This window comes from Thermoanaerobacterium sp. CMT5567-10, from assembly GCF_030534315.2.
GTDB lineage: Bacteria > Bacillota > Thermoanaerobacteria > Thermoanaerobacterales > Thermoanaerobacteraceae > Thermoanaerobacterium.
Genome location: NZ_CP130558.2, coordinates 1,409,412 through 1,424,377 on the forward strand (window position 1 = coordinate 1,409,412; position 14,966 = coordinate 1,424,377).

The window sequence follows — 14,966 nt, forward strand, 5'->3', positions numbered from 1 at the left end:
TTAAAACCCCATTTCATGTAATACATCATCAAGAATTATCATAGCAGTATCAAGTTCGTCTTTAGTAACGATAAGTGGAGGTACAAACCTTAAAACATTGTGGTTTACACAATTTATAAGAAGTCCCTTCTTCAATGCATTTAACACTATCTCGCCTGCATCATCCAAATCCACTTCACATCCAATCATCAAGCCTTTTCCTCTTACATCTTTTATGACTTTGTATCTATCTTTTAATGCATTAAGCTTTTCTTTAAAATATTCTCCTTTTTTTACTACATCATCAAGAAATCCTTCTTTTATAACCTCTTTCATGACTGCAATTCCGGCAGCACATGCAAGCGGGTTACCTCCAAATGTTGATGCATGATCACCTGGTTTAAATACTGCCACATTTTCCTTTGCCACAATTGCACCTATTGGCACGCCACCACCTAATGCCTTTGCCAACGTCATAATATCCGGTTCTATGCCAATGTGCTGATATGCAAAGAGTTTTCCAGTACGTCCAATGCCTGTCTGTACTTCATCTACAATCAAGAGAATGTCATTTTCATCACATATTTCCCTAACCTTTTTTAAATACTCAAGACTTCCCTCATGTATGCCGCCTTCCCCTTGTATAATCTCTATCATGATTGCGCATACATCATCATCTAAAGCGTTGTAAATATCGTCAATGTCGTTGTAGTTTACGTACTTAAATCCTTCCAGCAATGGTCCAAAGCCTTTGTGATATTTCACCTGTCCTGTTGCTGTAAGAGCACCAAATGTCCTTCCGTGAAATGAATTTTTTGCGCTGATAATCTTATACCTTTTATCACCGTATTTAATCGATGCGTATTTTCTTGCAAGCTTTATGGCACCTTCATTAGCTTCTGCACCGCTGTTGGCGAAAAACACCTTATCGCCAAACGAGTTTTCCGCAATGATTTTGGCCAGTTCAATCTGATTTTCATTCCAGTAAAGATTTGAACAGTGTATCAAAGTCTCCGCTTGACTTTTGATGGCATCTACTATTGGTGGATAACAGTGCCCAAATGCGTTTACAGCAATGCCTGCTACAAAATCAAGGTACATATTTCCATCTGTGTCCCAAACTTTTGTTCCATTGCCTTTTGATAATGTAATAGGATAACGTCCATAAGTATTCATCACATATTTTTTATCATCAGAGATTGTCATCGTCAAAACACTCCTTTCCAATCATGGTGCCAATCCCTTCGTCAGTAAATATCTCTAAGAGAAGCGAATGCGTCAATCTTCCATCGATTATGTGCGCTCTCTTAACTCCATTTTCTATTGCTTGTATACAGCACTTCAGTTTAGGTATCATGCCACCCGTAATCTTTCCCGTCGTCATAAGTTCTGATGCCGCATTCACATCAATTCTTGAAATCACGCTGTTTTTATCATTTACATCTGACAATATACCTTCCACATCTGTCAGCAATATAAATTTTTCTGCTTTCAAAGCTTCTGCTATTTTTCCTGCTGCTGTATCAGCATTTACATTGTAAGTCTTTCCATCTTTCCCTACAGCACATGGAGCAATAACAGGTATATATCCTTTATCAAGCATCATCTTTATTACATCAATATTGACTTCTTCAATCTTTCCCACATAGCCTATATCTCCATTTGTTGTATCTTTTTCAGCCACAAGAAGTTTGCCATCCTTTCCACTTATTCCTATCGCTTTACCACCTATTTCGTTTAACATGGAAACTATCTCTTTATTTATCTTGCCTGTAAGGACCATCTCAACTACTTCCATCGTCTTCTCATCCGTAACGCGTAGACCATTTACAAATTTAGATTCTATATTTAGGCTTTCAAGCATTTTGTTTATGTCAGGACCACCGCCATGTACGATAACTGGATTTAATCCCACGTACTTTAACAAAACTATATCTTGCATGACCATTTTCTTTATATTACAATCTATCATGGCATTGCCGCCATACTTTATCACGACAGTAGCACCGGAAAACTTTTTAATATAGGGTAGGGCTTCTATCAATATTTCAGCTTTAGCGATTTCATCGCCGTATTTTTGCCTCTTTATCATGTCCTGTAGCTCCCGTTTATCTTCACATAATCGTAGCTTAAATCGCAGCCCCACGCTAAAGCATCATATTTTCCGGCATTTAGATCTATAATAATCGAAATTTCTTTTTCGCTTAAAATCTCTTTCGCTTTGTCTTCACTAAATGGAACATAACCTCCATATTCACAAACTTTTATGTGTCCTTTATTGCTTTTCAAATATATATCAACGGTAGCTGGCGAAAAATCGGCTCCTGAGTATCCTACAGCCGCAATGATCCTTCCCCAGTTGGCATCTTCACCAAATATAGCTGTCTTAACCAAATTTGAGTTGACAACAGACTTGGCAGCTAGAATTGCATCATCTTCCGTAGGGGCATTGACTACACTTACTTCCATGAACTTAGTAGCACCTTCGCCATCTTTGGCTATTTGCTTTGCCAAATACTTGTTTACATATAAAAGCGCGTTGTAAAAAACCTCGTACTCATGTGTATTTTCCTCTATTGTAGGATTGCCTGCCATACCATTCGCCATTATTATGACAGTATCATTTGTGCTCATATCTCCATCGACAGATATCATGTTGTAAGATCTCTTTACAGTGTCTTTCAATGCTTTATTTAAAGCACTTTTCGATACATCAGCATCCGTAGTGATAAAAGACAGCATAGTAGCCATATTGGGAGAAATCATGCCAGAACCTTTAGCAATTCCACCTATCTTAACTTCAACACCTTTTATATTGAACTTTACAGCCACTTCTTTGGCAAACGTATCTGTGGTAAGAATCGCTTCTGCAGCTTCTTTTCCACCATCTCTTGATAGACTTTGAACAGCCAACTCTATTCCTTTAACAATTTTATCCATAGGAAGCGTCACACCAATAACACCTGTTGAGCAGACAAGCACATCGTCTTTATCTATGTTAAGCTTCTCTGCTGCCATAAAAGCCATAGATGAGGCATCTTCATATCCTTTTTTCCCCGTACAGGCATTAGCATTGCCACTATTTGCGACTATTGCTTGCGCTTCACCATTTTTTATTTTCTCCATGTCTAAAATTACTGGCGCCGCTTTCACCTTATTAGTTGTAAATGCTGCTGCAGCATTCGCCTTTTTCTCAGAGTATATTATGGCAAAATCTTTTTTCGCTTTTTTTATGCCTGCAAATACACCTGATGCTAAAAAGCCTTTAGGAGATGTGACATTTCCTTCAATTACCTCAAAATCCTCCATTATCAAATCCTCCTCAGCTTATCTTTATGGGAAAACTGGCACCATTTTTAACCCTTTATTCTCATCGATGCCAAACATTATATTCATGTTTTGAACAGCCTGCCCAGATGCACCTTTTACCAAATTATCAATGACAGACATTATTATCAATGTATTAGAATGTTTATCACACTCAAGTCCTATGTGACAAAAGTTTGATCCATATACGCTTTTTGTAGATGGGTATTCACCAATATCCAATATTTTCACAAAGTATTCATCTTTATAAAACTCACTGTATATTTCGTGAATACTTTCTATTGAAATATCTTTTTTCAATTTACAGTACATGGTACTTAAAATTCCTCTTGTCATTGGCGTCAAATGTGGTGTAAAAACGACATTTGTATCTTGGCAATTCAAATTTGAAAGCTCTTGCTCTATTTCAGGTATGTGCCTGTGTTTTGCTACATTGTAAGGTTTTATGCTTTCATTACACTCTGCGTACATATTGCCTTGCTTTGGACTATGACCTGCACCAGATACGCCAGATTTAGAATCAATTATTATATGACTTTCTATTATTCCGCCTTTTAAAGCAGGTGCCAATCCCAGAATGACAGATGTAGGATAACATCCCGGATTTCCCACAACCATCGCATTTTTAATCTCATGTCTGTGAATCTCTGGAAGCCCATAAACTCTACTTACACTGTCGTAATCATCGCTATCTGCCCCATACCACTTTTTGTAAATCTTAAAATCATCAAATCTAAAATCCGCACCAAGGTCAATAAGTTTCACTCCACTTTTGCATAATTTTTCAGCTATATTCATTGCATATCCAGATGGAAGTGCTGTAAATACCACATCGCAATTTTCAACAATGTCATCAATATTAAGTTCCTGAAGCTCTACTTTACAAAATCCTTTTAAAGAAGGATACACATCTTCAATTTTTTTGCCATTGAAGTTTTGAGATGATAAGTACTTTATCTGGACATCTTCGTGATTTGATAAGATTCGAATGAGTTCTACACCTGTATAGCCTGTAGCTCCTAATATGCCAACCCTCACCATTGAGTTCCACCTCTAACATTTATATATATTAATTTTGATTTATATTTATGCATTAAACATTAAAAAAATAATGTGAAATTATGTATAAATAGTATTTGATTTTTATATTTATTCGTCGTTTTTATTATTATATCACCTTCTGAAATTTTTTCAAGTATTTTTCGCAAAAAAAATAGTTAAATTTTCATCCATTTATAGTAAAATATAAATATAAAGGCTAAAACTTTTTAGGAGGTTTAATCATGGGAAAGAAAATAATCGGAATCGTACTTATATTGCTTGGACTTATATACCTTAACGACAACCTTGGCTTTTTATCAAGATACGGAATAACATTAGATATGTCTACTCTATGGCCTCTTTTTATATTGATACCAGGAATAATGATGGAAGTAAGCTACTTAAAGCAAAGAAAAAATCCTGAAATCTTAGTTCCAGGCGGAATACTTACATCAATGGGCATCATTTTTTACTTTGACATCTTTACAAACTGGATTTACTCTGAATACACATGGCCTCTATACATTCTATCTGTTGCAATAGGTCTTCTTCAGCTTTACATTGTAAACAGAGATTTTGTGCTAATGGGCTTAGTCATGGTCATAACTGCCGCTGTAATATTAAGTTATGTGTCCATTTTGTACAACCAATTTTCCATCGTTTGGCTAAATCCAAACTTGATAATCTCAATCATGATAATCTTATTGGGACTTGCTTTAGTCATAAGGAGCCGGAGAAAGTAGTAGTAAAAAAGACTGAAATAAATTCAACCTTCTTAATCCGGATCAAGATAAGACAACTTTGTATATATTTTTATAGCTGTAAAAATATATAACGTTCGAGTTTGTAGCATCAAAAATCAATTAAGGTTATATGAAAATAATTCAACATATAATGCAAGAATTACTGCTTGTCGTAGAAAAAATAATCGAATTATTGAATGGTAAATTTACCAATCCAGAATTTGAAGAATCGGAACTAAAAAACTTTTTAATTCTTTTGGGAGAGAAATCTGCACAGAAGTACTTCATAAACTTGATCGAAGCATATATGAAGACAAATATCAAAAGAAATATTAAGTGATAATTCAAAAAGATTGTCAAAAGATAGTAACAATAACATTTCGAGATATAACATAAAGAAACAGAGAAATAGCATATCTTATAAACAAAATGAAATGAATTTCAAGGATTATGAAACGAAAGTTATGAAATAAAAAGTCATGGTAAACGCCATGACAAATACATCAACTAGACAGAGTTCCGCTCCATCCCTTGTCTATCTAGTCTATTTTTTATTTTTAATATAATAAATGTCGGGTTTTTTATAATTTACATATACAGTTAAGGATTTCCCTTTTTTATCAACACCTTTTATTATCCAGTAAACGGGGCAAGGAGATTTTTCCATAAGTTTTGGATCATCGAAAAATTTGTCCAGATCAACTTCTAAATTTTTAAGCTCTTCTGATTTTACTTTAGTAATTTCCGCTTTTTCTTTAGCTACTTTCAAAGCCTCTTTATCTGATATTCCACCTACCACATCTCCTTGTTTTTCTAGATTTGAACATCCTGTGAGAGCCAATATAAGTAACATGGTTATTATCCATTTTTTTGATATCATAAATATCACCTTTTTATGGAATAAATATATGTGCATATTTGAAAGTCCCATCAAATGCAATATACACATCTGTAGGAGTTTCACTCCATGTATCATGTACTATTACATATTCTTCTGTTATTTCTCCAAGTTCTGTTACGTATTCATATCCAACACATGCCATTGTATGATTTTCATAAGTTGGATGTCCTATTACCGATAATAATAGGGGTCTTGAATTATTTATTTCATTCCTTACATCATAATAGCTAGGAGGATTTAAATCATAACCATCAAAATTTGTATATCCTTTTGATTTTATATATTGAATAGTACCAGACATAATAAATAAAACATTAGTAGAACCATTACTATCTGTTCCCATATTCATTGCCAATTTTTCTATTACTTGATTAGTAGTTTCATTAATAACAAGGTTAGGATATCCATGAGCATCCCAATAATAAATCAAGTTAGCTGCTGATGTAGGAGCACAGCCTTTATACCAAGTCAAATCTGGAACACCACTTATTTTCTTCGTAGTTATTGTTCCACTATTCATTGGATTAAAATCAAATAATTTGTTCCATGTTTTCACATTATTAACATCTAAGTTAATATCTGAGGAGTTTATTGTACTTTGATTTATGTCTTTATAAATAATTTTTTTATAATTTCTAATATCAAATAATTCTTCCTCTTGATCATAATTGTTTCTATTTATAATAAATTTTATCATATATGTATTAGGGAAAAAATATACATAAGTCGTTTTTTTGAGTGTTTCATTTCTTTGAAGATTTTGTTTTATCTTGGATAAGCCAATACTATATGGTGAACTAGCTCGGGAATATTCTAAAATAGGCGGCATATTTTTATTAGCGCTTACTATAATATAGCCTAATAATGCAGTCTTGTCATATACATTAAAAAGATAAGCAATAACATTATTATTAAAATCGACTAATTCTGTTCCATCGTCTACTTCACCATTAATCCAGTCTTTAAATTCAGCATTATGCTTTTCTCTAATAACATGATTTGCTGCAATCTTTTTCGCATCATTTTTATTCACAATTGCAGAAACACTATTCAGTTTATTATCACCAACATTTGCAAAGCCAATAGTTGATGAAAAAACCAAAATAGTGCACATTATAATAGTAACTAAAATTCTTTTCATTCAGATCTCTCCTTATTTGAATTAATTATTTTCCTTTTCCTCCAATTTAAATAAAATATCATGTAATTTATTTTAGAAATGTCATAATAATTTAGGAATGTTAACTGTAAGCGACTATTACTTCTGATATTTTTACAACAGATACCATTCAAATAATCCCCTAATTATACGAAAGTTCCATTTTGGATGATTCACATGGTACCAGCCATACATTTTTACAGCTGTAGCTTAAGCTTGAACTGCTGTTTTTATTAAAACTATTTTTCATTTTTTAGCTGTTTTTCACTTGCAGCAATATTATCAATAACCGCACCTTTCATATTCATTATTTGTCCTTTTTTATCAAGAGCACTTTCGATTTTAGCAGCAATATTTTCGTCATCTGAATTAAATCCATTGCCGGTATCTTTTAAGTATTCTATAGATGGGACTGATAGCCTTACTATTTTCCAGCTTCCATCTTCTTTTGTAACGACAATAACACGATGGTTTGTACCATTATATAGCCATTTATCTTCTTTATCCACTTTAAAGTTAATTTCGGCATAAAAAACACGTGTATCATCCAAATTTAAGTTTTCTCCAGATGAAATACCTGCAGCTACTACACCTACTTCCTTTGGAAGCTCTTTAATTTGAATCAACTTAGCCTCTTTCTCTTTAAAGAATGATTCTGATTTATTACTTGAAAGAAATTGTGTCATGACTGTGCGATTAGAATTGGTAAAATAGTTCATATACTCATAAGGATCTTGATCGTTAATTGCTTGAATCATCCCTTTAATTACTGCAATAGGGTCATCAAAATTTGTTGTATTGCTCAAACTAACCGATTCTTTTGCGCTTGCTTTCGGTATTGAAGTAAACCCTGTAATCACTATACCTATTAAAAATGTTGTTATAAGCAGTACTGCTGTTAATCTTATTAGATGTTTCATAAAAGATCTCCCTCCTTAATATTTTTGGGGAATATTTCATAATCTTTTTTCACCTCCATCTTCTGTATTTCCCCTTCTACTTATATAAAAGCTAAATTTTTCTAAAAATATTCCACATCATAAAAATTATTTTTATCATCTTTGCATATTATGCTCTTAACCTCCCATACCTCACCTCCAATATGATTAAAAAGCATTCAGTAATTTCATTCAATCTAAAGTAATCCACTCTGATTTGCACTTTTCTCCTTTGACGTACCACCACAGTATATTGCCTGAAATATTACCACCGCTTGTAATACCTGAATCTTTTAACTTCAATGTCTCTCCTTTTTTTATAGAGTAAATGTATAAACCATCACCGTTTGTATTCCATGAAATAAACTTATCATTAAGTGAGCTATTCCAAACGCCTGTCATACCCCAATTTACAATAGTTTTTTCTTCTTTTGTCTTTATATTGTATAATTTTAGAATAGAATCGCCTGAATTCCATACTACATATGGATATTTAATTGATGCACCGCTAACTCTTAATCCTTCATCTAATATTCTTTTCTCGTTATTCTTAAGATTTACAAGGACCAATTTCCCATTTCTCGCCAGTGCTTTCATATCGATTTTTCCAATATCATATACAATCCAATCCCCATCCAACCCTGGCTGTCCAAATTCTCCATCTTCAACATTTAATCTATCAATGATTTTATAAGTATTGTTTTCAATATCGTATAATTTGACAATTGCATTAACAGATTCCTCATCTTTTTCAAAAGCTGTCCAGACAATTTTGCCGTTTGATGCAGATATCAGCGCTCCTAGCAAAGTAGGCGTTTTTACTTTTGCATTTACAACTTTTCCCTTATCAATTTCTATGCGACGATTGTCATCTATATTCTTGGCATACAAAGCCCAATCGCTTTTTGTCATATCGTTGCTGGATTCAACATACACGATCCAATTTCCCATGACTTTTGCATCATAAATATTTTTAGAAATTTCAGCATTAATTTTAAGCACTATTGAGCCATCGATTGAAGTGACAAAAATACTGTTGTCTACTTCAGGATTAACCTGCAAAAACACTTTTCTGCCATCATCAAGCACAGCTATTGGATGTGCATTTTCAATCGATGAGGTTTTTTTAGCTTCTAACTCATCAAGTATATTACCATTTGTTTTATCAATAATTATATTCTCATTGCTTAAGTCTGTACTTGTACTATTAATACTACAGCCACCAATTATTAAGATTACGATAATTAATAAACATAGTTTCACTTTATTCATAATAGCCTCCTAGACAAAGTAACTTTTATCTATATAGATTATGGTATTCCTTAAGTAAACACTTAAGGAATACCATGAAATCACCAAACTATTCCTCTTTCTGATACTAATTTTACCCATTTGGGCAGTTCCAAAGAATGCTGGCCAAAAGTACCCACACGTCCATCATACGGATCAAAGTATACTCCATATTTACTATTGTCTGAATTTAAATTATAGCCACTATATCCAATTCCTGTTACATAATGCCACCATGTTGATCCAGAATAACCTTCAAGATAACCATTTTCAGATGACATATGTGTATCTAATATAAATGGGTGTCCATCAATTGTGTCCCCAACGAAAGCATTCCAAATTGTTGTCTGACTAGGGCTCCAAGTAACTACATAATAAGTTGAATTTGTATAATTATTAAGCGTCGTTTTCCATGCATCTCCAAAAGGAGTTTGACCATTATATCCCAAATCTTTCTTTAATGTATCTATAGATATATTTTTACCCCAGCTTAAGAGCAGATTATGAGCAGAAGTAGGTCCACATGTACTATTATCAGGCTGTGCAATATATCCAGAAGTACTTAATATTTTGCTTGGTGGTATTTGTGGATCACTCATAGGATTTACTTGTCCATTCGAAACTTTTTTGTTTAACACTTCTAATCGCTTTGCCATTTCAGCTATTTTTTGATCAGAGAGTTTTTTTGATTCAGCTGTTACTTCACCTATTGATTGCTCATTAGTAGAAAGATCTGCATAAGCGATTGTCACAGATAAAGCTAAAGATAAGCATAAAATGAGCGATACTAACCTTTTCATTTAAATCCAATCCTCCCTCACATTTTAGGGGAATATTTCATAATCTCTTTCCTCACCTCCATCTTCTGTATCCCCTTCTACTTATATAAAAGCTAAATTTTTCTAAAAATATTCCACATCATAAAAATAATTCTTATCATTTTGCATATTATGCTTCATTTTATATCAAATTTCTTGATCGCTTTTATTATTACCTCAACAATATCCTGACTTATATCATCTTTTATGTCCATATCAATATTTCTCATGTTTTTCTTTATAAGAGGCTGAAATCGCAATATTATCTCTTGCATAGCATCTTTATCCCCTTCTTTAGCCTTTAGAATAATTTCAAAAAGGCTTTTATCTTTACACATACTTTCAAGAATCCTCCAGAAACTTTTTTATTTTCTTAAGGGCTTTTTTCTTAATCTTGCTTATAGATGATTGTGATTTATTTAACATTTTAGCTACCTCTTTTTGTGGTATATCCTGTATTATATTTAGCGTTACAACATTAAATTCTTCTACTTCCAGTAGTTCCTTACATTTTGAAATCATTAATCTATCTATTATTTCATCTTCAATTAACACATTATCGCATATCGTACTGTCAATAATTTTCCCATCATTTTCAATATTGCCATTGTAATCTGCTAAATCTAATGTTAAGAGCTCTTTCTTTTTAATGCTATTGTATTTTTTTATTGCTTTTACTGTTTCATAATTAATAGACTTTTCAATAAACTTAATGAATGCAAATTCTACATCGCTCTCTCCCATACTCTTAACCTCCCATGTCTCACCTCTATTATAAAATTAAAAATTATAAATTTTATTAATTATTCCTTAATTTCCTATTACAATCTTGTAACATAATTAGCATAAAAATTTTACTAATTCCCCAAACTTGCCAGATAAACACCTACATCCTGATTGCATATGCAAAATAAAAAATAAAAGACACCAACTATTTTTGATTGGTGTCTAACATAGAATTTAATATTTCACCTTAGATTCGCTTATTTACTTATAACTGTATTTTCGTTTTGATTTAACAAAGTAAAAAATTGTTATAAAGGCAATAAAAATTATCAACGCAATTAAATAGTATACTTGATTGCCAAAATATTTCCCATTAACCGACGGGCGGCCTGTTGTCATTCCCGTATCTTTCAAACCAGCTTTAAGAGTAGGACCAATAGCGGAAATTATCTCATCTTTTGTATATATTTTTTTGTCTTTAAGACCATAAAGCTCACTTTTACCTTCGCCGTGAATAATAGGGATAAAATATTCTCCACTATTTGCTTCAATATAAAGAAAATCGGAATGCAACGAAGGTACTCTGAAATGGATAAATGTTTTTGCCTCTTTTAAATTATTGTTATCAAGATATGAAGTTATACCATCAGGGTTACTTACAAAATCAATGGAATCAGGCGAAAGATAGCCGCCAATTTCACCAACATTCCATCTATTGTCCAAAAAAGATACGGTAATTGACGCTACACTTTTATTATTAAATTTTACAGGCACTTCCCACTCATAAGGTGCATTTAACAGAGCATTAGAAATATTTTTCCCTTCTATTAGATCTTGAACAACTTCTTTATTAGCAATATACACTTTATATGCTTTACCGTATATTAAATCGTCAGGATTACTTACATCCATCAACTCTTTGCGTCCCAGCTCATGTTTGTTATCGACTAAAAATTTTTTAGGATTTGACTGGCTATCGCTAATTGCACCCTCTACCTGATCTTTTTCTTTAGCTAGATCTAATTGTTGTTGAACCAGAGTATTTATTGGAGTAGCTGCAAAAGCTGGAAAAGTTGATATTAATATCAACATAACAATCACAACAAAAATAAGAACCTTTTTCAAAATAATTCACCTCCTCCTATTCATATTATTCCCAAAACAAAGAATCTGTCCAATACCAGCTACTGTTACTTACATCATATGAGTAAGTTGCGCCGTGTCCGTATCCATCCCAAGGATCGTTATAAATAACATAGTTTGTGCTGGTATCATAACCTTTAATAACCATAGCGTGTCCTCCTTCGGTAGTCCATTGTATTCTCGTATATGTGTGTATATGCTAAATGTAATTTTCGGTAAAGCGCATTAAAATCGCTGCTACTTCAGCTCTGGTAATATAATCAAGTGGATTTAATTTACCTGATCTATTGCCTTTAATAATGCCAATAGACACGGCCCACTGTAGAGATGGTTTAGCCCAGTCGGAAATTATATTTGCATCTGCAAATTCACTTAAATCAACTGATTTTTTGTTATAGATCCTGTCAAAATGTATTTCCCGGTATATGGAATTTCTTTGCTGCTATTTTGTGAATAACCTGTAGAAGTTATAACAATGCTTCCTTTGCTGATGTCTAAAGTAACAAAACTTTCACTTGCTGATGCCATATTTGATAGCTGTGACAATAGCATTACAATTATAAAAAGCGCAAACATAATTTTATAAGGTATATATTTACATGTACTAGTAATTTTTATCATAAATCTCACTCCAATATGCTTAAAAAGCATTTAGTAATTTCATTCAATCTAAAGTAATCCACTCTGATTTGCACTTTTCTCCTTTGACGTACCACCACAGTATATTGCCTGAAATATTACCACCGCTTGTAATACCTGAATCTTTTAACTTCAATGTCTCTCCTTTTTTTATAGAGTAAATGTATAAACCATCACCGTTTGTATTCCATGAAATAAACTTATCATTAAGTGAGCTATTCCAAACGCCTGTCATACCCCAATTTACAATAGTTTTTTCTTCTTTTGTCTTTATATTGTATAATTTTAGAATAGAATCGCCTGAATTCCATACTACATATGGATATTTAATTGATGCACCGCTAACTCTTAATCCTTCATCTAATATTCTTTTCTCGTTATTCTTAAGATTTACAAGGACCAATTTCCCATTTCTCGCCAGTGCTTTCATATCGATTTTTCCAATATCATATACAATCCAATCCCCATCCAACCCTGGCTGTCCAAATTCTCCATCTTCAACATTTAATCTATCAATGATTTTATAAGTATTGTTTTCAATATCGTATAATTTGACAATTGCATTAACAGATTCCTCATCTTTTTCAAAAGCTGTCCAGACAATTTTGCCGTTTGATGCAGATATCAGCGCTCCTAGCAAAGTAGGCGTTTTTACTTTTGCATTTACAACTTTTCCCTTATCAATTTCTATGCGACGATTGTCATCTATATTCTTGGCATACAAAGCCCAATCGCTTTTTGTCATATCGTTGCTGGATTCAACATACACGATCCAATTTCCCATGACTTTTGCATCATAAATATTTTTAGAAATTTCAGCATTAATTTTAAGCACTATTGAGCCATCGATTGAAGTGACAAAAATGCTGTTGTCTACTTCAGGATTGACCTGCAAAAACACTTTTCTGCCATCATCAAGCACAGCTATTGGATGTGCATTTTCGATTGATGAGGTTTTTTTAGCCTCTAGCTCATCAAGTATATTAGCATTTGTTTTAGCAATAACTGCATTTTTATCATCTGAGTCTGTCTTTGTACTTTTAATACTACAGCCACCAATTATTAAGATTATGATGATTAATAAACATATTTTTACTTTATTCATATTAGCCTCCTAGATAAGGCAATCAATCCATACCATTCACATTTGGAAAATAGACATCATTTTCACCGATCAAAGCTTTTGCTTTTGGTACATTATATTTTGATACAACATTTCCTGCCGTATCAATCATTTCAATATCATTTATCGTTCTGTGCATAATCCCTATAAGTTTATCATCCTTCACAGCAAATATATACAATTCTGTCCCTTCATTTTTATGCAATGGTATACCTATAAGCAAAATATCATTATAGCTTCCTAAAATATCTATATATTCAGGAAATTCACTATTTAATGTTTCAGTTGCGTATTTCTTCCGAAGATCAGATATGTTATTTATAATCTTATACCCTACTTTTTCGGTATACACTTCTATAGGATTAGTCTGAGTTCTTATGATAAAATTATCTCCGATAGTAGCTGTGTGATTAGCCAATGGCGGAAAACTAGGTGATAGCTCGTTTCCTTTAATAGGCCCAACTTCTTGCCATTTGATGTTTTCTGATGTGTTGTCATATTTTAAAATAAATAATTTTCCACCACCTAATGTGAAACAAGGATAGAGCATTGCTGCACCATACCTTGTCTTAACTACCGACGTTACTGTTCCGCATTTTGTTGCTTCATAATCTTTGCCATCCTCTCCTTTAAAAGTATGAAGAGGAATTGTTATTTCTTTCTCGTCAGTCTTACCGTCATATATCAATGTTAACTTATATTTATTCTCTTCATCGCTTTTTACCAACTTTACGTCTTGTCCCCATATCGTCTTTGGTTGAAAATAAAAATCCGCTTTTTTAACAAAGTTTTTGAATTTATCTGATACTTCTAAATAAGAAGGCAAAACTGCATGATTCTGTCCATCCCAAGCTATAGGGAATATCGTATATAATTCTTTATTTGTTATTATATTTTGTGGAATTTTATATAAGTTTTCATTCGTTTCTTTTATTTTATTAGTTTTTAAATTCCAGTAATATATATCCGCCTTAAAGCTTCCATCATCATTATTTAAAATAACAAATGGCACTTCAGCATTATTTTTCACTGTGTCAGAACAGCCAGAGAATACAACAGACATAAGTAATAAAAATACAACAGCTAATGAAGCTTTAAACGATTTAATCACATTATCTACCTCCCATTTTCCGTATTTC

General features: G+C 32.7%; 18 protein-coding genes and 1 pseudogene. 2 read left to right on the forward strand and 17 right to left on the reverse strand.

Annotated elements, in window-relative coordinates:
* From Q2T46_RS07335 to argC, 4 genes are read right to left on the reverse strand one after another with little or no spacing between them, the layout of a single operon-like run.
* Nucleotides 1-1,185: an acetylornithine transaminase gene (locus Q2T46_RS07335; RefSeq protein ID WP_303263567.1), complete on the reverse strand. Its 1,185-nt coding sequence runs from the start codon at nt 1,183-1,185 to the stop codon at nt 1-3.
* A complete protein-coding gene (gene argB, locus Q2T46_RS07340; RefSeq protein WP_303263566.1) occupies nt 1,172-2,071 on the reverse strand; it encodes an acetylglutamate kinase in 900 nt (299 codons plus the stop codon). The genes Q2T46_RS07335 and argB overlap by 14 nt, the downstream gene beginning before the upstream one ends.
* A complete protein-coding gene (gene argJ, locus Q2T46_RS07345; protein ID WP_303263565.1) occupies nt 2,068-3,288 on the reverse strand; it encodes a bifunctional ornithine acetyltransferase/N-acetylglutamate synthase in 1,221 nt (406 codons plus the stop codon). Before argJ ends, argB begins: the two co-directional genes overlap by 4 nt.
* A gap of 24 nt (nt 3,289-3,312) precedes the next feature.
* Nucleotides 3,313-4,347 carry an N-acetyl-gamma-glutamyl-phosphate reductase gene (gene argC, locus Q2T46_RS07350; protein ID WP_303263564.1) on the reverse strand — a complete coding sequence of 345 codons (1,035 nt, stop codon included), beginning with the start codon at nt 4,345-4,347 and terminating at the stop codon, nt 3,313-3,315.
* A gap of 242 nt (nt 4,348-4,589) precedes the next feature.
* Between argC and Q2T46_RS07355 the strand changes: the two genes are divergently transcribed.
* Nucleotides 4,590-5,090 (forward strand): LiaF transmembrane domain-containing protein, encoded by a 501-nt coding sequence (locus Q2T46_RS07355; RefSeq protein ID WP_303263562.1) that lies wholly within the window; start codon nt 4,590-4,592, stop codon nt 5,088-5,090.
* A 130-nt stretch (nt 5,091-5,220) separates the two neighbouring features.
* Nucleotides 5,221-5,423: pseudogene (locus Q2T46_RS07360) on the forward strand (ISLre2 family transposase); the annotation flags it as partial.
* A gap of 211 nt (nt 5,424-5,634) precedes the next feature.
* Here Q2T46_RS07360 and Q2T46_RS07365 read toward each other — a convergent pair.
* From Q2T46_RS07365 to Q2T46_RS07425, 13 genes are all read right to left on the reverse strand, one after another.
* Nucleotides 5,635-5,970, reverse strand: coding sequence for a hypothetical protein (locus Q2T46_RS07365; protein WP_303263561.1), 336 nt, complete (start codon nt 5,968-5,970; stop codon nt 5,635-5,637).
* A 13-nt stretch (nt 5,971-5,983) separates the two neighbouring features.
* Nucleotides 5,984-7,132: a C39 family peptidase gene (locus Q2T46_RS07370; protein ID WP_303263560.1), complete on the reverse strand. Its 1,149-nt coding sequence runs from the start codon at nt 7,130-7,132 to the stop codon at nt 5,984-5,986.
* A 257-nt stretch (nt 7,133-7,389) separates the two neighbouring features.
* Nucleotides 7,390-8,070: a DUF4829 domain-containing protein gene (locus tag Q2T46_RS07375; RefSeq protein WP_303263559.1), complete on the reverse strand. Its 681-nt coding sequence runs from the start codon at nt 8,068-8,070 to the stop codon at nt 7,390-7,392.
* A 210-nt stretch (nt 8,071-8,280) separates the two neighbouring features.
* Nucleotides 8,281-9,360 (reverse strand): hypothetical protein, encoded by a 1,080-nt coding sequence (locus tag Q2T46_RS07380; RefSeq protein WP_303263558.1) that lies wholly within the window; start codon nt 9,358-9,360, stop codon nt 8,281-8,283.
* A gap of 80 nt (nt 9,361-9,440) precedes the next feature.
* Nucleotides 9,441-10,178, reverse strand: coding sequence for a C39 family peptidase (locus Q2T46_RS07385; protein ID WP_245301379.1), 738 nt, complete (start codon nt 10,176-10,178; stop codon nt 9,441-9,443).
* A gap of 155 nt (nt 10,179-10,333) precedes the next feature.
* On the reverse strand, nt 10,334-10,534 hold the full coding sequence (locus Q2T46_RS07390) for a helix-turn-helix domain-containing protein (RefSeq protein WP_045409536.1): 201 nt from the start codon (nt 10,532-10,534) through the stop codon (nt 10,334-10,336).
* A 4-nt stretch (nt 10,535-10,538) separates the two neighbouring features.
* Nucleotides 10,539-10,940, reverse strand: coding sequence for a sigma factor-like helix-turn-helix DNA-binding protein (locus tag Q2T46_RS07395; protein WP_303263557.1), 402 nt, complete (start codon nt 10,938-10,940; stop codon nt 10,539-10,541).
* A 243-nt stretch (nt 10,941-11,183) separates the two neighbouring features.
* Nucleotides 11,184-12,047, reverse strand: coding sequence for a hypothetical protein (locus tag Q2T46_RS07400; RefSeq protein WP_303263556.1), 864 nt, complete (start codon nt 12,045-12,047; stop codon nt 11,184-11,186).
* Nucleotides 12,048-12,072: 25 nt separating this feature from the next.
* The gene (locus Q2T46_RS07405; RefSeq protein WP_311062419.1) at nt 12,073-12,261 is read right to left on the reverse strand and encodes a C39 family peptidase; all 189 of its coding nucleotides are present in this window, start codon (nt 12,259-12,261) and stop codon (nt 12,073-12,075) included.
* Nucleotides 12,262-12,264: 3 nt separating this feature from the next.
* On the reverse strand, nt 12,265-12,492 hold the full coding sequence (locus tag Q2T46_RS07410; protein ID WP_311062420.1) for an S-layer homology domain-containing protein: 228 nt from the start codon (nt 12,490-12,492) through the stop codon (nt 12,265-12,267).
* The gene (locus Q2T46_RS07415) at nt 12,438-12,686 is read right to left on the reverse strand and encodes a hypothetical protein (protein ID WP_303263555.1); all 249 of its coding nucleotides are present in this window, start codon (nt 12,684-12,686) and stop codon (nt 12,438-12,440) included. The genes Q2T46_RS07410 and Q2T46_RS07415 overlap by 55 nt, the downstream gene beginning before the upstream one ends.
* Before the next feature lie 43 nt (nt 12,687-12,729).
* The gene (locus Q2T46_RS07420) at nt 12,730-13,809 is read right to left on the reverse strand and encodes a hypothetical protein (RefSeq protein WP_303263554.1); all 1,080 of its coding nucleotides are present in this window, start codon (nt 13,807-13,809) and stop codon (nt 12,730-12,732) included.
* Between the two features lie 22 nt (nt 13,810-13,831).
* Nucleotides 13,832-14,938 (reverse strand): hypothetical protein, encoded by a 1,107-nt coding sequence (locus tag Q2T46_RS07425; protein WP_303263553.1) that lies wholly within the window; start codon nt 14,936-14,938, stop codon nt 13,832-13,834.
* Between the last annotated feature and the right edge of the window lie 28 nt (nt 14,939-14,966).

Excerpts from the sequence above, each read along its gene's own strand:
- Q2T46_RS07335 (WP_303263567.1), bottom strand. The coding sequence starts at position 1,185 with ATGACAATCTCTGATGATAAAAAATATGTGATGAATACTTATGGACGT.
- argB (WP_303263566.1), bottom strand. The coding sequence starts at position 2,071 with ATGATAAAGAGGCAAAAATACGGCGATGAAATCGCTAAAGCTGAAATA.
- argJ (WP_303263565.1), bottom strand. The coding sequence starts at position 3,288 with ATGGAGGATTTTGAGGTAATTGAAGGAAATGTCACATCTCCTAAAGGC.
- argC (WP_303263564.1), bottom strand. The coding sequence starts at position 4,347 with ATGGTGAGGGTTGGCATATTAGGAGCTACAGGCTATACAGGTGTAGAA.
- Q2T46_RS07355 (WP_303263562.1), top strand. The coding sequence starts at position 4,590 with ATGGGAAAGAAAATAATCGGAATCGTACTTATATTGCTTGGACTTATA.
- Q2T46_RS07365 (WP_303263561.1), bottom strand. The coding sequence starts at position 5,970 with ATGATATCAAAAAAATGGATAATAACCATGTTACTTATATTGGCTCTC.
- Q2T46_RS07370 (WP_303263560.1), bottom strand. The coding sequence starts at position 7,132 with ATGAAAAGAATTTTAGTTACTATTATAATGTGCACTATTTTGGTTTTT.
- Q2T46_RS07375 (WP_303263559.1), bottom strand. The coding sequence starts at position 8,070 with ATGAAACATCTAATAAGATTAACAGCAGTACTGCTTATAACAACATTT.
- Q2T46_RS07380 (WP_303263558.1), bottom strand. The coding sequence starts at position 9,360 with ATGAATAAAGTGAAACTATGTTTATTAATTATCGTAATCTTAATAATT.
- Q2T46_RS07385 (WP_245301379.1), bottom strand. The coding sequence starts at position 10,178 with ATGAAAAGGTTAGTATCGCTCATTTTATGCTTATCTTTAGCTTTATCT.
- Q2T46_RS07390 (WP_045409536.1), bottom strand. The coding sequence starts at position 10,534 with ATGTGTAAAGATAAAAGCCTTTTTGAAATTATTCTAAAGGCTAAAGAA.
- Q2T46_RS07395 (WP_303263557.1), bottom strand. The coding sequence starts at position 10,940 with ATGGGAGAGAGCGATGTAGAATTTGCATTCATTAAGTTTATTGAAAAG.
- Q2T46_RS07415 (WP_303263555.1), bottom strand. The coding sequence starts at position 12,686 with ATGATAAAAATTACTAGTACATGTAAATATATACCTTATAAAATTATG.
- Q2T46_RS07420 (WP_303263554.1), bottom strand. The coding sequence starts at position 13,809 with ATGAATAAAGTAAAAATATGTTTATTAATCATCATAATCTTAATAATT.